Annotated in this window: 20 protein-coding genes; 13 read left to right on the top strand and 7 right to left on the bottom strand. The window is 42.2% G+C overall.

Going from position 1 to position 19219, the window contains the following annotated elements:
• The first annotated feature begins 28 nt into the window (after positions 1-28).
• The 7 genes from NEJAP_RS08030 to NEJAP_RS08000 all read left to right on the top strand — a co-directional run bounded on the left by NEJAP_RS08030 (position 29) and on the right by NEJAP_RS08000 (position 3483).
• A complete protein-coding gene (locus tag NEJAP_RS08030) occupies positions 29-286 on the top strand; it encodes a hypothetical protein (RefSeq protein WP_201350118.1) in 258 nt (85 codons plus the stop codon).
• A 73-nt stretch (positions 287-359) separates the two neighbouring features.
• Complete coding sequence (locus tag NEJAP_RS08025; protein WP_201350117.1) at positions 360-770, top strand: lysozyme inhibitor LprI family protein; 411 nt, start codon at positions 360-362, stop codon at positions 768-770.
• Between the two features lie 406 nt (positions 771-1176).
• On the top strand, positions 1177-1794 hold the full coding sequence (locus NEJAP_RS08020) for a MarC family protein (protein WP_201350116.1): 618 nt from the start codon (positions 1177-1179) through the stop codon (positions 1792-1794).
• Between the two features lie 14 nt (positions 1795-1808).
• Positions 1809-2240: a GNAT family N-acetyltransferase gene (locus NEJAP_RS08015; RefSeq protein WP_201350115.1), complete on the top strand. Its 432-nt coding sequence runs from the start codon at positions 1809-1811 to the stop codon at positions 2238-2240.
• 105 nt (positions 2241-2345) lie between these two features.
• Positions 2346-2789, top strand: coding sequence for a CopD family protein (locus NEJAP_RS08010; RefSeq protein ID WP_201350114.1), 444 nt, complete (start codon positions 2346-2348; stop codon positions 2787-2789).
• A 13-nt stretch (positions 2790-2802) separates the two neighbouring features.
• Positions 2803-3156 (top strand): potassium channel family protein, encoded by a 354-nt coding sequence (locus tag NEJAP_RS08005; protein ID WP_201350113.1) that lies wholly within the window; start codon positions 2803-2805, stop codon positions 3154-3156.
• Positions 3157-3483 (top strand): Fis family transcriptional regulator, encoded by a 327-nt coding sequence (locus NEJAP_RS08000; RefSeq protein ID WP_201350112.1) that lies wholly within the window; start codon positions 3157-3159, stop codon positions 3481-3483.
• Positions 3484-3649: 166 nt separating this feature from the next.
• On the opposite strand, the gene NEJAP_RS07995 is transcribed toward NEJAP_RS08000, so the two are convergent.
• The 3 genes from NEJAP_RS07995 to NEJAP_RS07985 form a co-directional block, all read right to left on the bottom strand.
• A complete protein-coding gene (locus NEJAP_RS07995) occupies positions 3650-4489 on the bottom strand; it encodes a class I SAM-dependent methyltransferase (RefSeq protein ID WP_201350111.1) in 840 nt (279 codons plus the stop codon).
• A gap of 254 nt (positions 4490-4743) precedes the next feature.
• Entirely contained in the window at positions 4744-5349 is a 606-nt protein-coding gene (locus NEJAP_RS07990; RefSeq protein ID WP_201350110.1) for a nitroreductase family protein, read from the bottom strand.
• On the bottom strand, positions 5346-6335 hold the full coding sequence (locus NEJAP_RS07985) for a DMT family transporter (RefSeq protein ID WP_201350109.1): 990 nt from the start codon (positions 6333-6335) through the stop codon (positions 5346-5348). The genes NEJAP_RS07990 and NEJAP_RS07985 overlap by 4 nt, the downstream gene beginning before the upstream one ends.
• A 117-nt stretch (positions 6336-6452) precedes the next feature.
• Here NEJAP_RS07985 and NEJAP_RS07980 point away from each other — a divergent pair, with 117 nt between their 5' ends.
• Together NEJAP_RS07980 and NEJAP_RS07975 are read left to right on the top strand one after the other, a co-directional pair.
• Positions 6453-6944: a MarR family winged helix-turn-helix transcriptional regulator gene (locus NEJAP_RS07980; protein ID WP_201350108.1), complete on the top strand. Its 492-nt coding sequence runs from the start codon at positions 6453-6455 to the stop codon at positions 6942-6944.
• Positions 6945-7173: 229 nt separating this feature from the next.
• Entirely contained in the window at positions 7174-7383 is a 210-nt protein-coding gene (locus tag NEJAP_RS07975) for a DUF2798 domain-containing protein (RefSeq protein ID WP_201350107.1), read from the top strand.
• A gap of 83 nt (positions 7384-7466) precedes the next feature.
• Here the strand turns inward: NEJAP_RS07975 and NEJAP_RS07970 are convergent, their stop codons facing one another.
• Complete coding sequence (locus NEJAP_RS07970; protein ID WP_201350106.1) at positions 7467-7802, bottom strand: hypothetical protein; 336 nt, start codon at positions 7800-7802, stop codon at positions 7467-7469.
• 280 nt (positions 7803-8082) lie between these two features.
• Between NEJAP_RS07970 and NEJAP_RS07965 the strand changes: the two genes are divergently transcribed.
• Positions 8083-10251: an EAL domain-containing protein gene (locus tag NEJAP_RS07965; RefSeq protein WP_201350105.1), complete on the top strand. Its 2169-nt coding sequence runs from the start codon at positions 8083-8085 to the stop codon at positions 10249-10251.
• A gap of 31 nt (positions 10252-10282) precedes the next feature.
• Here NEJAP_RS07965 and NEJAP_RS07960 read toward each other — a convergent pair whose 3' ends face one another.
• A complete protein-coding gene (locus NEJAP_RS07960) occupies positions 10283-11071 on the bottom strand; it encodes a sulfite exporter TauE/SafE family protein (RefSeq protein WP_236591109.1) in 789 nt (262 codons plus the stop codon).
• A gap of 106 nt (positions 11072-11177) precedes the next feature.
• Here NEJAP_RS07960 and NEJAP_RS07955 point away from each other — a divergent pair, with 106 nt between their 5' ends.
• Entirely contained in the window at positions 11178-11960 is a 783-nt protein-coding gene (locus tag NEJAP_RS07955) for an AraC family transcriptional regulator (protein WP_201350104.1), read from the top strand.
• A gap of 12 nt (positions 11961-11972) precedes the next feature.
• Here the strand turns inward: NEJAP_RS07955 and NEJAP_RS07950 are convergent, their stop codons facing one another.
• Positions 11973-13898 carry a putative bifunctional diguanylate cyclase/phosphodiesterase gene (locus NEJAP_RS07950; protein WP_201350103.1) on the bottom strand — a complete coding sequence of 642 codons (1926 nt, stop codon included), beginning with the start codon at positions 13896-13898 and terminating at the stop codon, positions 11973-11975.
• 355 nt (positions 13899-14253) lie between these two features.
• On the opposite strand from NEJAP_RS07950, the gene NEJAP_RS07945 reads away from it, so the two are divergent.
• On the top strand, positions 14254-16155 hold the full coding sequence (locus NEJAP_RS07945) for a PhoX family protein (RefSeq protein ID WP_201350102.1): 1902 nt from the start codon (positions 14254-14256) through the stop codon (positions 16153-16155).
• A 62-nt stretch (positions 16156-16217) separates the two neighbouring features.
• On the opposite strand, the gene NEJAP_RS07940 is transcribed toward NEJAP_RS07945, so the two are convergent.
• Positions 16218-16859 (bottom strand): PolC-type DNA polymerase III, encoded by a 642-nt coding sequence (locus tag NEJAP_RS07940; RefSeq protein ID WP_236591108.1) that lies wholly within the window; start codon positions 16857-16859, stop codon positions 16218-16220.
• Between the two features lie 400 nt (positions 16860-17259).
• Here NEJAP_RS07940 and NEJAP_RS07935 point away from each other — a divergent pair, with 400 nt between their 5' ends.
• The gene (locus tag NEJAP_RS07935) at positions 17260-19200 is read left to right on the top strand and encodes a methyl-accepting chemotaxis protein (RefSeq protein WP_201350101.1); all 1941 of its coding nucleotides are present in this window, start codon (positions 17260-17262) and stop codon (positions 19198-19200) included.
• Positions 19201-19219: the final 19 nt, after the last annotated feature.

Raw genomic sequence — 19219 nt, 5'->3', positions numbered from 1 at the left:
AGATATGTTGCTATCTAGAGGAAAAGCGATGACAGATTCAACGGATACAAAATCAGATTCAATTGATGGTGACCAGATCCCTTGGTATCGATGGAGATGGTTCTTCTTAACCACCTTCGTTGTGTTTTACCCCCTATCTCTTATTGTTGGCTTAACAGGCGATGTTTATTGCAACACTAAAGGTGAGGTTAGTAAGCTAAGCACCGGCATTAAGTTAGCTATTTTAGCAGCAGGCGCACTGGTGCTCGCCAAGAATTTTTTTCTTCCTGATCTTTGGTCAATCTAACGCAGTGTGCTGCCCGCGAACATGTCACGCTACATTCTTGTAAATTAAGGCTATTTGTACCAAGGAAGGCTCTATGAATAAGTATTTGCTCTTACTTATCTGGTTATATTCTACAGCCGTTTTTAGTGATGATTTTGACTGCGACAATGCCATGACAACCATTGAAATTAACCATTGTGTAGGCCTTGTATTAGACAGCGCAGAAAAAGAGATGAACACTTATTTATTGAAGAGCAAAGAGCATCATCACTATGACCCTGAATTGACTGAATCAATTGAGAGCGCTCAAAAAACATGGGCGGTGTACGCACAAGCACATTGCGATTCTATTTACACAATGTGGCGTGAAGGCTCTATTCGGGGAGTAATGTATTTAAGCTGTAAAACAAACATCACCAAGCAACGCACCCATGATATTTGGTCAAGCTTTCTTACCTACATGGATAGTACGCCCCCAGTTTTGCCAGAACCCAAGGTAAAGTAAATTACAAGATACTAACGCGGTAGCCACACTATCATGATGATGCAGAACACCACCAAGGCTATAAAATAGCGAATAAACTTTTTTTGTGCGGCGTTAATTTGCCGCTCTTTTTGGGCGGCCGTTGGTGTTCTGCAGTGTGGGCAATAGTTCAGCTCATCAGAAAAGTTTTTACCACAATGGCTACAGCTAATTTCGCTCATGATGTTTGTATGCTCATCTACTTATTTAACCAACGTCTAAAGAACGACTAAAGCACTAATATTCAAGCGCATAGTCCATACTAGGTGTTTCATTTACAATTGTGAATTTTAGCTCATGTATTACGCTTTATGTAACCATTACTGCACGATTACAATGTTACCTGTACACAGGTCGATGTCATTTAAACGCTAGGAAGCACCACCTTATGAGTGATTTATACACGCAAATGATCACCGTCTTTTTAGGCTTTTTTGCTATCATGAACCCTATCGCCAATACGGCAGCTTTCGCTGGCCTTGTTGGCGATAAAAGCAAAGCAGAACAGATAAAAATCGCGGCTAAAGCCCTTATTGTTACCTTTTTTGTCATCCTTGCTTTCTCTTTGCTGGGCAAAGCGATCTTTCATCTATTTGGCATTACTATTTCGGCATTAAGAATAACAGGAGGTATTTTGGTGTTCCTTGTCGGATATCATATGCTCAACGGACATACCTCTAAGATGCACTCAAGTGAAGGCAATGACGAATCCGATATCGCTATATCACCTTTAGCCGTGCCTCTGCTTGCAGGCCCGGGCACTATTGCTACCGCTATGAACTTCTCATCTTCAGGCGGAACAAGCGGGATAATAATTACCGTGTCTGTATTTGCTATTTTGTGCCTGATAACTTTTATCTGCTTTATTTTTAGCTCGAACATTATCGCGCTTATCGGTAAAAGTGGTATCAGTATTGTAACGCGCTTAATGGGCCTAATTTTGGCTGTTATAGGTACACAAATGGTGATTACCGGAGTAACAGCCGTTGTCCGCAGTATGGGCTAAGCCCAAGGGGATGTATGAATATTTCAATCACTAGCGCAACACTCAATGATGTAATAGCTATAACTGCACTCACTCATGAGTTGGGTTACGCAGCCAATGAAACTAAAACCCAAGAGTGGCTAACTTATATTTTAAACTCGGCTACCCATGCAGTATTGATTGCGGTATCGGGTGAAGCGTTGTGTGGTTGGATTGTTGTCGAAAAACGCATTTCACTAGAAGCTGGCTTTAAAGCTGAGATAACCGGTCTAGTTGTTAGTACTCAACACCGCCGTGCAGGTGTGGGCAACAAACTCGTCCAAGCCGCACAAGTGTGGGCAACGGATTTAGGATTAACACGTTTGGCTGTGCATTCAAACACCACAAGAGATGCCTCGCATAGTTTTTATCAGTCCCTTGGTTTTGCTCTGAAAAAAACATCACATAATTATGAAAAAACGATTTAAAGCCGTAAATTGATTTATGCGCATTTACGCTCATAACATTTGTGTTAGTGTTCTGCGCCTTACTACAATGTAGTCTCTCAAACACATAAAGGAAGCACCTAAAGCATGTACGGTTTTCTATTGGCTATCCACATCTTGTCAGCCACTATTTGGACAGGTGGTCACATTGTTTTATCGCTGGTGATTCTGCCTCGGGTACTCAAAAACCGTTCTCCTGAGGAGTTACTTAATTTTGAGTCCGGCTTTGAAAAAATAGGTATGCCGGCACTTATTATTCAGGTAATAAGTGGTTTGATGTTGGCCTACCAGTTGATCCCCGATGTTTCATTATGGTTTGATTTCAGCAATCCTTTAGCGCATGGCATTGTGGCAAAACTCACTTTATTAGCGTTAACCGTTCTGTTCGCGATTGATGCACGTTTTCGTGTTATCCCTAAATTATCACAAGCGAGCCTTGTCGATATGGCGTGGCATATTATCCCTGTTACACTCTTTTCGATCCTGTTTGTTTTAGTGGGCGTGTCGTTTCGCGCGGGATGGTTATTGTAATTAGGGAGCGATAATGGAATTTTCACTTACCTTTATTCAGCTGTTTTTTTGGGGCATCTATTTAGCCTCTCCTCTGCTGTTAATGCTATGCAGTGTATTTTTATTATTAGGGCTTATCGTCGGGCATCTAGAATCTTGGAAGAAGTTTGATTCGCTCTACTGGGCGTTTATTACTGCCTTTACAGTGGGTTATGGGGATATTAGGCCATTAAAGAGACGCTCTAAAGTGTTGTCTATTATGATTGCGGGCGTTGGTATTATGTTTACCGGATTGATCGTTGCTATCACTATAGAAACATCATCTAAAGCATTTAGCATGCATACCGACCCCGTCATTTTCCAACAGATTGAGCAGTCATTAAAGTAAATGAAAAAAACCGATAAGAAAACTGAGAACGCAATCAGGATAGCACTGACCAACGTTTGTGACGTAGCGCTAGATGAAGTCCCTGGCTTTCAATGGATAACCCATTTTGTCAATTACGATAATTTGCCGGGTTCTCTTATTGTTGTTTGTGTCTTTGCTACAAAGAGTGAATTATCCAGCGCCCTTAGTGCTCATCACGATGATTTTTTACGAACACTAATAACAAGCAAGCTGCGTGCAGCTAATATTCAATGTAAAAATAGCCAACAGTTTGTACGTTTTGATTCAGAAGAAACCTGGGAGCCCGAAAAGTATCGTCTACACTAAACGCTATGATTAAGCCCAAAGCAGAGATATACCAGTAGTGCTGTTTGGCGTACCGCAAAAACATTTATTCTCAGGTTCTGCGCCACTGTACCAAGAGCTGGCTAAGTCGATCTACGAGCTACTAAGTGACAACGGCGCTCTACTTTAAAAATGATTTAAAACTAAATCACTTCTGTGCACTAACACCCATAAGGTGGTCGATTTTTTCTATTTTCTTAAAACCAGCAGCCTTGAGCCTACGGATAACGCCATCAACAAAGCCACTGCCCTTCCGTAATAAGTGCGGGTTACCGGTGTAGTGAAAAAGCCGTCCATTACGGCGCAACACCCGAAAGATTTGGCTATAAAATTCTTCACTGTACAGCTCACCAGCAAGGGAAAAACGTGGTGGATCATGAATCACCGCATCAAAGGAGTTACTTGGCATTGTGTCTATTAGCTCATAGCTACTACCCTTGAGCTGAGTAATGCCTTCATTGCCTAAGTCATTTGACCAAGGGTTCTGCGCCCTCAATCCCATGACTTCAGGGCTAAGCTCAATACTTATCACTTCTCTTGCACCTAATCGATGGGCCGCAATCGCGGCATAACCTAGCCCACTACAGCAATCCAGCACTTTGTCACCGCTGTGAACAGCTTGCTGTGCCATCTCGGAGGCACTTTTAAAAGGGTCGGTGCCCTTAGAGATATGCATTTTAACGCCGCTAATTTCTAGCAGCGGTGACCCGGCCGTAGGAACCAGCTTGTAGTAGCCCGAACTGCGGTCTTCTAGAGGGTCAAACTCACCATCACAACACAGAAATATCTTCTGTTTTTTCTTAGCGATATATTTGAGCTCATCGATAGATAGCTGATTATCTTCATCGAGTATCAGGCCTTGCTCATTCAAAGAGAAACGCTGTTGTGAAAGATTCAGATCAGTTGAGAGCTCAACGCTGGCAAGCCCTTTCGCTAACGCCGCGAGCGCCTGTTTGGCGTTTTCAGCATGAAGATAGTAGTTGAGCATGTGGATCGCTTATCTTGTTGGATTTTATGGTCTGCACTATACCCTGTTTATACCCGCTAGTTGCCGATTAAAAATGGCTACTGTAAAAAAAGCAGTAACAGGGCCTAGTCATCTAGGCTGCACCAAGCATAGATTTGTTACGACCGCCGACCTAACAGGGAGATCAGCGTTCCTTTGTTTACTTCACTAATTAAAAATGCTTCGTCAGAAGATAACGGTATAAATAATAGTGGAGTACGCTTAATAGCGACTATTTAAAAGGAGTTCTCAAATACCACTTCACTTAGCGGAAGCTGCCCTGCTTTAGGCCAAGGATCTTTTATGCCTTTACCAATAGCTATCATCGGTCCCATAACATGATCATCTGGTAAATTAACCAGCTTCGCCACTTCATCAATGTCGTAACCAATGAGCGGACAAGTCTGATAACCCAGCTCTTGTGCTGCTAGCATCATGGTTTGCATTGCCATACCAATTGAGCGGTGTGCTTCATCGCGTTGTAGCCAGTCACGGCCCTCATGAAACGGCCCCATCCAGCTCACTAGCATTTCTCCTACCTCTTGTGGCGCATTAGCCCAATAACGCTCTGGTGTTTTGCTCCATGCTTTTACATCAGCGGTAAATAACACCAGCATAGATGCATCAGTAATCTGTGCTTGGTCATTCGCGTACTGCTTACATATCTGTGCACGTAATGCCGGGTCACGCAATATGATAAAACGCCAATGTTGGCAGTTATAGCTAGTGGGCGCCTGTATCGCGGCTTCTAGCAATGTGTTTTCTTCTTCTGCGGTTAAGCGATGCTGCGCGTCAAAGTGCTTAACGGCGCGACGATTATAGATGGCATCAAGCGTATTCATGCGTGTTTCTCCACGTTTGTTAAAGGTGTAGCTGATGAGTTAGGTAACGGTGTTGTATGTTCTTTCGCACCACGCTGGAATAGCACAATGCCAATGGCGACGAGAACACCGGCCAAACCAAGATTCGGCGGTGCAACTTCACCTAATACGAAAACGGCCAATAGCGTGCCACTGAGCGCTGCAACCGTTCCAATTTGGCTGAGGTACACAGGCCCTGCAAGTTGCTGAAGCAAGAAGTAAAACAGGTAAAGAATCGTGAAAACGGCAACCTCTAAGGCGAGTAAACCCATTGCTTGACTTGAAATGAATAACCCCTCTACTTGGCCTGCTTCAAGAAAAAGTACAAACGGGAGCAGTGTAATAGCACCTCCCAGCATCATGAGTGCTGCCAGAAACACAGGGGATGCCGCTGTAGGCCAGCGCAGTGTTCGGTAAATATTTCCGCAGGCAATGACAATAGGCATCGATAACACTAAAAGAATCCATGCCTGTGCATCGCCCGTACCGCCACTCTTAGCAGCCGCAAGCACTATGCCACCGCTGAGCCCTAATAGAACGCCCACAAGACGCAATGCTCGCAGTCGCTCCATGCGTAACACAACCGCTAACAACCATGTAATGAGTATGGGAAAGGCAAAACTTAATGAGATAAACCCTGCGCCAACATGACGTATTGCTAAAAATCCCAGCGCATTGGGTAGCGCAAACAACACTCCAGACACTAGCCCGTACTCAAGCATGCGTTTGTTTAATGCCATGGGGTGGCGTTTAAGTACGGATATGAAGCAAAGCATAATACTCGCGCCCAGCATTGCCACCATAAGAAAAGTTAATAACGGTGCCCCTGCGGTAGAAGCAAGCTTACCCACCACTAATGATAACGATAAAAAAACACCCACCAGCAACAAACACGAAAAAGCATAAAAGCCAGTTCTGTTAGTGGGTTTTGGTGAACGGTGGTTATCCGATTTTCTGCTAACCGACATCGCCCTACTCCTATTGCGTGTTACTATATCTATTAACGACAAGCTTCTTAGCAAAGAGTTTCTTTATAAAAAGCTTCTTGATTAAAAGTATCTTAACGTAGAGATAAATTTATAACAATGAATAAAATCAAATTAGTCACGTCTCAATGGCAGCGTGAGATGCCCCAACTCGACCTTTTACCAATGAAAGTGATTGGTAATCTTGGAAAAGCGACCCGCTTAGTCACTCGAAATTACTTAGACCCGTTCTTTAAAAGCCACGGTTTACAGCTAGGTGAGTTTGATGTGCTAGCCACTTTACGCCGCTCAGGTGCCCCATATGAATTAGCGCCCACACAGTTATTTGAAGCCTTACTTATTTCATCTGGTGGAATGACTAACCGATTAGATCGGCTTGAAAAAGCAGGATTGATTGCACGCGCTCCCAATCCAGAAGATCGCCGCGGTACGCTGGTATTATTAACCGAAGAAGGACTAACGTTAATGAACCAGATCGTCCCACTGCATGTTGAAAACGAAGCAAACTCGCTATCGAACCTGAGTAGAGAAGAGCAAGAAACACTAGAAAGGTTGTTAGAAAAACTGATCGATGGGCTGGAAGAAGAATAGCCACCCAAAAGGCACTGTGAAGTTTAGCAGGCCCTTTTAGGGCCTTGCCACTCAGATAAGATCCGCCTTAGCTGGCCGTTGGAATGCCCAACTGCGAAGCGATGTCATCATACATACTTTATTATTTCATATTTGGAATTTAAAGTTTGATATATCAGCATATATTCCATAGTTGAAAACATCTAGGATACGTTTACTGTTTGTAAAATATTGCCAACGTGAGAGTAAAATGAAGCAAAGAGTCATATTTGCCCTGTTAATGTCCTTCTTATTATCGCTATTAATGACCTGTTGGGTTACCTGGATTAACTTAGGATGGGTTGAGAGCTTTTTCACCCAATGGTTACATGCCTTCTCACTTGCATGGCCTGTGGCAGGGTTTATTTCATTTTTTATTGGCCCTGAAATTTATAAAATGTCGGAGAAACTCTCTCACTAAAGGTATAAACATAATGCTGTTAAGATTTAACGACGGTTAAAGCCGATCTTTGCAGCATCACGGCTCTAAATAACGATTTAGGCCTAAGCTGTTAATACAGAAAGCATTTTACGAATATTTATTATGGTAATGTCACCCATCAGCTCAGGGTTTGCCAATGCATAAATATAACCTTCATTTTTATCGCAATTGATATCGCCTCTACACTCAATAAAATTCGCCCACTCCTCAAGATCATCTGCAGAGATACCGCCAGAAATAAATTTTTGTAATACGCCCGCTAATATTGAGTCTGAGAGTTCGATCAAATCATCGTTGTCATCCGTTAATAAAAAACCAAATTTGGCTAACACTGTAAACGCCTGCTCCCGGTCCTTACCAAATGTAAGGATTTGCGTTAATGACTCAGCTCTATTCATTTTCTATATCTCTAATGTTATAAGGCTCACCGTACAGCCAAGGCAAGTAGTAGATCATAGTAAAAACAACATCATGTTAATCAATATTAAAAACTCAAGACAAGCAGATATACCAAGGTAATATTAACCTTTCATTACCCATGGTTTTTCTTTTAAAAACATACACATATATCAAAAAAATCTAACAGAAAACCATCAATTCTAAAATTGACTGCTATGCTAATTATGTCGTCACTCAATAGTAAAACCGTTATCTCATTAAAAACACGGACTTATATCAGTGCACATAACTAAAATAACAACCATTTGCATTGCAATATTTCTACTCGTTTCAAGCTTAGGAGCCTATTGGAGCCAAATAGGGCAATCTCTTGACCGAAATGAGCAACGCTTTTATATGAGCGAGCTGGTCAATTCACAAGCGTCCGCAATCGAACGCCGCCTAGCACGCTCACTATCTTCCACACGGATATTAGCTCAAGGTGTACGCCAACATAATGGCGTCATTGATCAATTTGAAATATATGCTGATGAAGTGCTAAAAGCGGTTGGCGGCGTCTCTAATTTACAGTTAGCACCTAATGGTGTTATTAGCCACATACATCCAATAGCAGGTAATGAAAAAGCTATTGGTCATAATATTTTAAAAGATGACCATCGCCTTAAAGAAGCAATGCTCGCTATCAATGAGCGTCGCCTCACACTCGCTGGGCCTTTCACATTAATTCAAGGCGGTGTTGCCGTTATTGGGCGAAACCCTGTGTACTTACCAAGCGATAAGGGTGATAAATTTTGGGGCTTTACGTCGGCTCTTATTTACCTAGAAGACCTACTCAAAGTCACTGATCTAGACTCATTACAAGAGCGCGGTTATAGCTATCAACTACGCCGACCAGCCCCTGACACAGGCATAACAGAAACCTTTGCCCGCTCTGTTAGCCCACTGACCGAGGACTCCTACTCGGTATCTATTAATGTACCTAATGCTACTTGGCAACTTATTATTAGTCGCGCTGAAAACGTATCTAAATGGTATTCATATAATGGTTACATCATTAGTGTTTTTACTGCCTTACTCGTTGCCTGGATCACACGTTTTGTACTGCTACAACCAGAAAAGCTGAGAAAAGAAGTAAAAGAAAAAACTCAAGAGTTACAACAGCTTGCATACTACGATCATCTCACAGGGCTCGCTAATCGTCGATATTTACATGAACAGCTTAATATAGTGTTTAAAGAGTACAGTCGAAATCAAAAACCAGCTGTATTGATATATCTTGATCTAGATGATTTTAAAAAAATTAATGACTCCATGGGTCACGGTGCTGGTGATACGTTACTGCAAAAAATTGCCATACGTTTAAAGGAGTGTGTGCGCTCCAACGACCTCGTCACAAGACTAGGAGGTGACGAGTTCAGTATTTTACTTTTAAACACACACTCAACAAGAGACGTAAGCCGGATTGCCAAGAAGCTTATAGCGGCCGTTGAAAGACCCGTCACTTTAGAAAGTAAATCTTTTACCGTCTCTGCTTCTGTCGGTATCACCATGATCCCTGCCGATGGACATGATGCAAACTCTATTCTTAGAAATGCAGACATGGCTATGTATGCAGCGAAAACAGCAGGTAAGAAAAGATTCAGCTTTTATGATCAATCGCTACAAAGCATCGCAATGGCTAAACTACAATTAGAAGATGATTTAGCTATTGCCATTAAAGACAAACAGTTTGTCCTGCACTACCAACCTATTCTCACGCAATTAACGGATGAGGTGACCGGGTATGAAGCGCTCATACGCTGGAAACATCCTGATCAAGGGTTGATTTACCCTGATAAGTTTATAGGTGTAGCAGAAGAAACTGGGAAAATTATTGATATTGGTTATTGGGTCATTAAAGAAGTGTGTAACCAAATAATGCTACGCACATCAAACCTACAGCCTCCTCTTAGGTTTTCAATCAACTTGTCTCCAAAACAATTTAAAGATACTAACTTGCTCGAAAACATCCGCCATATTATGCAAGAGACCGGTGTAGATGGACGGTCCCTAGAATTTGAAGTAACCGAGTCGTCCATCATGGAAGATATCGAACATACTAACAGCACTCTCTTACAGCTAAAAAAAATGGGAGCATCGATAGCCATTGATGACTTCGGTACGGGATATTCATCTTTCGCTTTATTAAAGCACCTTCCCGTGGATAAGCTTAAAATTGATAAAAGCTTCATTACGGATTTAGAAACAGACCTAAGTGACCAGAAAATAGTGCATGGGTTAATTTCAATGGCGCATAAGCTACATTTAGAAGTAGTCGCTGAAGGCATAGAAACAAAAGAGCAGCACCGACTACTCAAACAATACAAGTGCGACCTCGGGCAGGGCTACTTATTTAGGAAGCCAGTCCCTATGGATCACCTACAAAATTTCATATACAAACCCTTGTAAGCTCTGCTCTAAAATACCTTTCTATCAGGGTTTATAAAACAGAAACTAGCATCTTAATACTCAAAATAAAGAGCAACAGCCCAAAGATCTTCTTTAAGTTAGCGACAGGGATGCGGTAAGCCAACTTAACACCCAGCGGGGCTGTAAAAAAGCTGACTACTGAAATAAGCAGGACAGCAGGCCAATAGATATAACCCATCACAAAGGCCTCTTCATGGGTGCTTTGCCAACCACTGATTAAATACCCCATAGTACCGGCCATCGAAATGAAAAAACCGACGGCTGAAGAGGAGCCGATCGCTTGCTTGATATCGACATTACGCCATACAAAATAAGGCACCATGAGTGAGCCACCACCAATAGAAACCAATGATGATATACTCCCTATGCCTCCTCCGACCAAAAATAAACGCGCTTTACTCGGTAAACCTTTATCAGATTTTGGTTTTTTATTTGAAAACATCTGGATCGAAACAAACAACATAAAAGCGGCGAAAAACACAGCAAGAAACACAGTACTAAGCAAAGATGCTATAAAGGCTGCTGCAAATGCACCGAGTAGTACACCAGGCAGCATAGCTTTAACTACACGCCACAATACACCTCGTTTGGCATGATGTGAGCGTAAACTCGAAAAAGCCGTAACCACCATGGACGCCATCGATGTGCCTAGCGCCAAGTGCACTACCATGTCGTTATCAACGCCTTGATAGATAAAAAGCGACGTGAGTACTGGCACCATAATCCCACCACCGCCAATCCCTAATAAGCCAGCCATCACACCAACAAACCCACCCAGCAATAGAAAAGCTACTATCATTTCGTACGCTAACATCATGATTCCATGTGTAATCAAAAAAACCATTGTAGATACTTAATGAGAGTCTTATTATCTACAAACTGACAACTTAACAATAAAATATGACATGTTAAAAACGATTCCCCCTTCATCACTCGGACAGCAAGCATTACAGCGCCCCATTACTGTCTTAAATCGAAGTCTTTTAGGTAAGCGTGCTGTTAAAAAGCATCAACACGATTGGGGGCAACTAATTTATGCCACTAAGGGTATCTTGTCAGTTATTACTGCAACAGGGCGCTTTATTGTTCCGCCCGAACAGGCCGTTTGGGTGCCTCCGCATACCGACCATGAAATCATCACGGTGAGCGATGTCACACTGGCCAGTTTTTACATCAGTGTCGATGAGATTCGGCAACTACCACAACACTGCACGGTGCTCAATATTTCACATCTGCTTCAAACACTGATCACCGAAGCGACGACACTTTCAGCTACGTACGACTGGTCAGGAAAAGATGGGCGCTTATTACGGCTTATCAGGGATTACCTTATCGAGGCTGATGATATTGCTTTACAACTCCCGTACCCTAAGGACCCACGCTTAATTCAAATAACGATGACCCTGCAAGACGAACCTTTTAATAACAATACGCTAGAAGACTGGGGAAAGCAGATTGGGGCATCCTCTCGAACGCTCACACGGCTTTTTATTAAAGAAACAGGTTTATCGTACCGAGAGTGGAAACAACGCTTAAAACTTCAAATTGCGATAAGTATGTTAAGTGAGCAACACGCAATCAGTGCTATTTCTGATCACTTGGGTTACGAGTCTGTTTCGGCTTTTACTTATATGTTTCGTAAAGAGCTTGGCCTTTCACCCAGCTTTTATGTAGCCCAATACCCGTAGTAATACTGCCAATTAAGAGAGTACTTCAAGACTTTTAATCGAGGTATCATCAGCGTCATTTTGGCTGATAAAGCTTATTAAGTCAGGCTTTTTCAAAGGGTATGAGAGCAGATAACCTTGTATCCAGTCACAATTAATCTCTTGTAAATATTCTAACTGCCTCTGGTTTTCTACACCTTTTGCGGCGATTCTAAGGTCGTAAAGTTTTCCAAGATTATTAAAAATTTTTACCATCTTAGTTTTATCAGCATCTTCTGAGAAAAGCTCTCTTACAAAAGAGCTATCAATTTTTAAGCTATCAAGCGGGTAGTGATTTAGTTGCCCAAACGCCGTACTCCCTGTACCGAAGTCATCTAGGGCAATGGACACACCTAGTGCTTTTATTTTCTCAAACGCTAATGCAATGATTTCATCACTCAATAAAAGAGCCGTTTCGGAAATTTCTAACTCGACTGTAGAAGGAGCCACTTGGTGCTTCTCTAATAACTCTTCAACTGCCCGTGAAAACGAATCATTTTTAAGTTCAGCTCCAGATATATTGATACATACTTTACCCGTAAAACCTTGTTGCTGTTGCAACTCAGCTAGGTTGGCTAAGCTATTATCAATAACCCACAAATCTAACTCTTTAATTAAATTTGTTTTCTCAGCAACCGCAATAAATTGCTCAGGAGTAATCCCCTCTTCCGCTAAATTCTGGCATCGTAAAAGTGCCTCTATACCCACAACTTTAAGGGTATGGCAGCTAAACACCGGCATATAAACGAGTGAAAGCCGGTTTTGCTCAAGTGCAATCTTTAATTGCTCTTCTATGTAGTTTCGTTCTCGCAATAACTCTGCAATATCTTTTGTGTAATATTCAAATCGATTTCGACCATTACGTTTGGCTTCATACATCGCCAAATCAGCATGGTGCAGTAGTTCATCGGGAGTGGCGGCATCATCTGGGAAAGTAGCGATGCCAATGCTGGCAAATACTGAATGGGTATTCTCGACCGTTTCAAAGCCATTTTCGAACAATTTAAGTATACGCTCAGCAACGACTGCACTGCTTATGGGGCTACTTAAATCGTTTAATATCACAACAAATTCGTCTCCCCCTAAACGAGCAAGCTCATCAAACTTATCATCCATAACTATATCGGTTGGGCGTACTGTTTCTTTTAGTAAATCGCTGAAGCTACGCAACAAGATATCGCCGACTTCATGACCATAGTTATCATTTACTTGTTTAAAATTATCAAGATCAATATACAGTAGACCTACACGCTTATCTTCTTTGCCAGCACGGCGTAATAAACGCGTCAGATTAGATTTAAAGTTCCTACGGTTGGGTAAACCTGTAAGCGCATCATAATAGGCCAGCTTACGTATATCTTCATCATGTAATTGTATGATCATCTCATCGGCACGCTCTTTGGAATGCAAAACAGCCAAACAGATAAGACATAACACAAATAGTGTTACTTCAAACCGCACAGATTCAACGAAAGAGTAACTTGTCACTAACAAGCCAGATAAAGGGGTAAAAAGAATTAGACTACTAATGAGTATAAAACTACCGTAAAGCGTTACAGCAGTCCAAAAACGGTTAACAAACAGTGTTATCGCCAAAAGCGGATAGATCCAAAAAACACCCGTGTTTTCATGCCCACCTGTTATCAAAAGCGCCAATGGCAACACAAACAAATTAACATTCAACAAGTGAATAGCTAGTCCAACTCGTCTAGTCCAATACAACAAGTAAAGAATGAAAGATCCACTGACTGCACAGCTAAAAAGGATGGTGGCGAGTAAAAAAGACTGGTTATTATAGCTAATCAAGCTGAAAACCAATAACAATACAAAACCAATCAATGCCTGAATTTTGCACAGCCGTAATCGCGTTGCAAACTGTACATCAAGCATTTCTTGTCTGCTTTTATTATGGTAATTCACTGATAAGCTTCCCCGATTTCAGCATTTACATGAGTGGTATCTATCATAATTTAAGTAAAAACAAGACATAACTCCAAAAGACCGCTAACGACATTCACGAAAAACCTATAACAAAAGCATTAAAAAATAGTAACGAACGTCGTTTTCGTCAAATTATGATTACAATAACCACATGGCATATAGTGTAGTCTAAAAAAAATATTTTCTTACTCCCCCTAGCAGAATAACGCTACCTACACTGTAATCTCATTACCGACTGTCATCTTTTGTTAACAAATGACGTTTAGCCTTCCGCTCATTAGATTTCGCCAACGCCATTTTGGCATTACCTTTAAAAAGTAACTGGATATCTGTAATGAACAAAATCAAACTTCAAAATGATGCTAACCGACTTAATGATGACTCTGATTTCTCCAAAATAGTGGATAGTGGATTAAGCCGCCGCCGTTTCATGCAAGGTGGCGCCGCTGCAATGGGTCTTTTTCTAGCCGCCAATCCATTAGCACAGGCAATTGCAGCCGCCGCACAGCCAGCTAGCCAATTGTTAGGTTTCACTGCATTACCAGTCAGCACATCTGATGAGTTTATTGTTCCTAAGGGCTACATTGCTAAACCGCTGATATCTTGGGGTGACCCAATTTTAAAAGGCGCTCCTGCTTTTGATGAATCAGGTACACAAACCAGCGCTGCACAAGCCGGACAGTTTGGCGACAACACCGATGGCATGAGCCTTTTTCCTCTTTCTGCTAACCGTGCTCTGTTGGCTGTGAATAACGAATACACTAATTACCTACTGCTATTTGCTCATCAGGGAAAAGAGCTGACTGCAGATGATGTGAAAAAGGCCCAAGCAGCACATGGCGTATCTGTCTTTGAAGTAGAGCGTAAAGCCGACGGCCATTGGCATTATTTGAAAGACTCCACCTATAACCGCCGTATTACCGCTAATACTGAGATGCAAATCACAGGTGTGGCTGCTGGCCACCCTCTGCTACAAACTAAAGCTGATCCGAGCGGTAAAAAAGTATTAGGTACATTTAACAATTGCGCTAACGGCGAAACGCCTTGGGGCACATACCTTACTTGTGAAGAAAACTTTAACGGCTACTTTGCAGCGCCGGGTACGGAGATGGATAAGCACCAAAAACGTTACGGTCTAAAAGCCGATAAGAATAAGTACCAGTGGTACAAGTTCGATCAGCGTTTTGATATGTCTCAAGAGCCTAACGAGCCGCATCGCCATGGTTGGGTAGTAGAAATAGATCCAATGGACCCTACTTCTACACCGAAAAAACGCACTGCTTTAGGGCGTTTCAAGCATGAGAATGCTGCCGTAACTCTAGCTGACAATGGCCACGTTGTTGTTTATCTTGGTGATGATGAGCGTGGTGAGCACCTTTATAAGTTTGTTTCTAAAAACCGTTACAACCCAGACAACAAAGCCGCTAACCGTGATCTATTAGAAGAAGGCACTCTTTTTGTGGCTCGCTTTGATGCACAAGAAGGTGAATTGAAGGGTAATGGCGAGTGGCTAGAGCTAACACACGGCAAAAATGGTCTTACCGCCGAAAACGGCTTTGCGGATCAAGCTACCATTCAAATCTACGCACGTGAAGCCGCCACCATTGTTGGCGCAACAACAATGGACCGACCTGAGTGGGTTGCCGTTCACCCAAATAACCAGACGGTATGTTGTACGTTAACTAACAACAAGAACCGTGGTAAAAAAGACAATCAGCCAGTTACAGGCCCTAACCCACGTGCTGAAAATAAATACGGTCAAATTGTTCGCTGGAAGCCTGCAAACGCTGACCACACAAGCAACACATTCGACTGGGATCTGTTTTTAGTTGCAGGTAATCCAACCGTGCATAGCGACTTGTATGCAGGCAGTGCGAACATCACAGATGAAAACATGTTTAACAGCCCAGACGGCTTAGGCTTTGATAAAGCAGGCCGCTTATGGGTTCTTACTGATGGCAAGTACTCAAATGAAGGGGATTATGCAGGCATGGGTAATAACCAAATGCTATGTGCTGATCCTGACACCGGTGAAATACGTCGCTTTGCTACGGGCCCTATCGCCTGTGAGATTACTGGCCTGACATTCTCGCCAGACCAACGCAGCATGTTTGTTGGCATACAGCACCCTGGTGAGAAAAACGCTCCTTCACACTTCCCAGCGGGTGGCAACAGCAAGCCTCGCTCAACGATTATGGTAGTACAGCGCGAAGATGGTGGAATCATCGGCGCTTAAATAACTCTCAGTTACAGGTCTTGAGCCCCTCTTTGAGGGGCTTTTTTTTCTCTATACTCTGTCTATTTTTTGTTTGACGATGAGCGTTCAAGTAGTCGACGAACTGCGCTTTTTGGTGTTTTGGCAAGTGTTTGTAATAATTTGAAAGGCGCGTTAGATATTGCATATTGCTCATGCATAACACCGAGCATAGAAAGCCACAGTTTAGTTGTCATTTCTGAGTCATATAAGGCTCTATGAAAAGTACCTTCACTAGGGATATTGGCGTGGTTAATTAATGTACCTAACTTATGATCGGGCGAATTCTGGTACAACCTACGTGCCACCAGCATCGAACACGCAAACTGCCCAGTATACCCCCTTGAAATCATCCCTAGCTCTGCATCTAAAAAACGTTTATCAAATGACGCATTATGAGCAACCAAATTATAGCCATTGATAAAGTCAGCAAACTGATGCATCACTTCACCACATGAAGGAGCATCTTTTAGCATGCTATTTGTGATGCCCGTATAGTCTTCAATAAAACTACTGACCCGTACACCGGGATTCATTAATGCCTGAAAACGCCCTGTTATCTCACCTTGCTCAATACGCACAGCACCAATTTCAATCGCTCTATCTCCCATATCAGGCGACAAACCTGTGGTCTCAAAATCTAATACCACAACCGTATCGGCATTAGGAATAATTGCCCTTTCCAATATCCACTCCTTTATAAAGAGGCTTTATTTAAGCCATCTAGTTCAAATAAAAATGAGCCTTCGATAAGCATATTCGCAACATTATACGTTGTATGCATAAGACTGGAATAATTGAGGCATCTAAGACATTTATTCAAATTTAATTAAGAAAAACCTAATAAACCCACACTATTTAGAATCTATCTACTACTCTTTTAAACAATCTGTTTTCTTGAATAAAAACAAACAGATAGAAAAGTATTCGCTATATGAATGTTAGCTTAACAAAAGTGTTGCGTACCATATTTTATAAAATATAACGATACACATACGACATGATTTATCTGGTCTGAATACTTAAAAACTTAGCGATGGATGGTAAGTAAACTATCAATTTAAAAGGTACTCCATGTTCAAAAGAATGAAGCTTACAACCCAGCTCTCCAGCTCTTTCGGTGCGATGCTAGTGCTCATGTCCGTACTAGCGGGGATTGCTTATATTGGTTTAAATACTGCTTATAGCAACTTTGTTGAATACAGAGGCTTAGCAAGAGACAGCAACCTAGCGGGCCGCGTCCAAGCAAACTTATTAATAGTTCGCTTGGATGCCCTTAAATATTTAAAACAACAAAGTCCTGAAAATGTTAACGACTTCAATAAGCGTTTGGCACTACTCAAGACGTTATTAAATGAAGCGAGCCTGGAGATTGAACAACCAACCCGAGCACCACTCATTAAAAGCGCAATAATTAGCATTAGGGAATACGAAGAAGGTTTCAACAAGGTTCAGGAGTACTTTCAACACCGTAATGAGATTGTGAAAGATTCATTAGACCCCAATGGCCTACAGATGCGTAAGAATGTTACCGACATTATTACTTCAGCCTATAAAGATAATGATACACAAGCCACCTATTATGCTTCTCGTGCACAAGAACAATTACTCTTAGGTCGACTCTATGTGACTAAGTTCTTAGTCACTAACTTGGATTCAGATTATCAGCGTGCCAAACAAGAATTTACTGCTTTGGCTGAGGACCTACATAAACTCGACACTGTTCTAGAAAACCGCAGCCGTCGTAACCTACTGAATGATACTCAGGCAAGAATGAAAACTTACACCCTCAGCGTTGACGATGTGTACACAACGATTAAAGAGCGAAACAAAATCATTGATGGCACGCTGAACCGTATTGGGCCTCAGGTTGCCGACCAGTTAGAGCAAGTCAAACTATCCGTCAAAAAGGATCAAGACGAACTCGGCCCACTGGCACAAAGCTCTAGTGAGTCGACTATCACAACAGTCATTTCTATCTCCCTTATTGTTCTGATAGCGGGCCTATTTCTAAGCTGGTATATCGCTCGTGTTATTCGAGAGCCCATTGGCGGTGAACCAAAAGAAATCGAGCGACTAGCACGTCAGATTGCTAGTGGTGATTTAACCATGGAGTTCAGCCAGACAGGGAATGAAACGGGTATTTATGGCGCTATGCAAGAGATGGTTAAGACGCTAAAACAGATGCTAGGCCAAATTTCACAGTCATCCCAACAAATGAACACATCGGCAGCCAACTTAACATTGATTACTGAACAGGCGACCCAAGGCGCAGAAAGCCAAATGGAGCACTTACAACATACCTCACAGTCAATGGTTGAAATGTCAGCCACAGTGCAAGATATCGCGGAAAGCGCTCAGCTGGCATCAAATGCAGCAAATCACTCCGATAGTGAATCCAGTACAGGTAAAACGGTAGTCGCCCAAACTTGTGATTCAATGGTCGGCCTAGTTACACGCATACACGATGTCAGTTTAAACTTAGAAAACCTGAAACAAGAAACCAATCAAGTCGGATCAATTCTAGATGTTATTAGGGGTATTGCTGGACAAACCAATTTACTCGCCCTCAATGCAGCTATTGAAGCGGCTCGTGCGGGCGAACATGGACGAGGTTTTGCCGTTGTAGCCGATGAAGTCAGAAGCCTTGCCAGCCGAACCCAAGAAAGCACCGAAGAGATCCAAGCAATGATTTCTAAACTGCAATCCGAAGCGCAACGTTCAGTAAATGCAATGCAGCTCAATATTGAAGATGCAGAATCAACCGCGGGTAAAACACAAGAAGCAGGAGTGGCTCTTGACTCAATCTCTTCATCTGTAGGAACGATTCTAGACATGAACGTGAAAATTGCTAGCGCTTCAGAAGAACAAAGCATGGTGGCACAACAGATCTCAGATAATATAGGAACAGTTTATCAAACCGCTGTCGATACCGTTAAAGGTTCTGAAGAAACTCTTAATAGCGCCCGAGAATTATCTGCTTTAGCAAATGACTTAAGTAACATAATGAAACAGTTCAAAGTATAAAAGACACCTATTCAGCAAC

It is taken from the genome of Neptunomonas japonica JAMM 1380 (genome assembly GCF_016592555.1).
GTDB lineage: Bacteria > Pseudomonadota > Gammaproteobacteria > Pseudomonadales > Balneatricaceae > Neptunomonas > Neptunomonas japonica_A.
Note: the sequence above shows the minus strand (reverse complement) of the source record. Positions and strands in the feature narration are given on the sequence as shown.

Bases quoted from the DNA above. Each gene is read 5' to 3' on its own strand.
- NEJAP_RS07990 (WP_201350110.1), bottom strand. From the start codon at position 5,349: ATGAATACGCTTGATGCCATCTATAATCGTCGCGCCGTTAAGCACTTT.
- NEJAP_RS07970 (WP_201350106.1), bottom strand. From the start codon at position 7,802: ATGAATAGAGCTGAGTCATTAACGCAAATCCTTACATTTGGTAAGGAC.
- NEJAP_RS07960 (WP_236591109.1), bottom strand. From the start codon at position 11,071: ATGATAGTAGCTTTTCTATTGCTGGGTGGGTTTGTTGGTGTGATGGCT.
- NEJAP_RS07935 (WP_201350101.1), top strand. From the start codon at position 17,260: ATGAAGCTTACAACCCAGCTCTCCAGCTCTTTCGGTGCGATGCTAGTG.
- NEJAP_RS07955 (WP_201350104.1), top strand. From the start codon at position 11,178: ATGTTAAAAACGATTCCCCCTTCATCACTCGGACAGCAAGCATTACAG.
- NEJAP_RS08005 (WP_201350113.1), top strand. From the start codon at position 2,803: ATGGAATTTTCACTTACCTTTATTCAGCTGTTTTTTTGGGGCATCTAT.
- NEJAP_RS07945 (WP_201350102.1), top strand. From the start codon at position 14,254: ATGAACAAAATCAAACTTCAAAATGATGCTAACCGACTTAATGATGAC.
- NEJAP_RS08010 (WP_201350114.1), top strand. From the start codon at position 2,346: ATGTACGGTTTTCTATTGGCTATCCACATCTTGTCAGCCACTATTTGG.
- NEJAP_RS08015 (WP_201350115.1), top strand. From the start codon at position 1,809: ATGAATATTTCAATCACTAGCGCAACACTCAATGATGTAATAGCTATA.
- NEJAP_RS08020 (WP_201350116.1), top strand. From the start codon at position 1,177: ATGAGTGATTTATACACGCAAATGATCACCGTCTTTTTAGGCTTTTTT.
- NEJAP_RS07980 (WP_201350108.1), top strand. From the start codon at position 6,453: ATGAATAAAATCAAATTAGTCACGTCTCAATGGCAGCGTGAGATGCCC.
- NEJAP_RS07975 (WP_201350107.1), top strand. From the start codon at position 7,174: ATGAAGCAAAGAGTCATATTTGCCCTGTTAATGTCCTTCTTATTATCG.
- NEJAP_RS08030 (WP_201350118.1), top strand. From the start codon at position 29: ATGACAGATTCAACGGATACAAAATCAGATTCAATTGATGGTGACCAG.
- NEJAP_RS08025 (WP_201350117.1), top strand. From the start codon at position 360: ATGAATAAGTATTTGCTCTTACTTATCTGGTTATATTCTACAGCCGTT.
- NEJAP_RS07995 (WP_201350111.1), bottom strand. From the start codon at position 4,489: ATGCTCAACTACTATCTTCATGCTGAAAACGCCAAACAGGCGCTCGCG.
- NEJAP_RS07985 (WP_201350109.1), bottom strand. From the start codon at position 6,335: ATGTCGGTTAGCAGAAAATCGGATAACCACCGTTCACCAAAACCCACT.
- NEJAP_RS08000 (WP_201350112.1), top strand. From the start codon at position 3,157: ATGAAAAAAACCGATAAGAAAACTGAGAACGCAATCAGGATAGCACTG.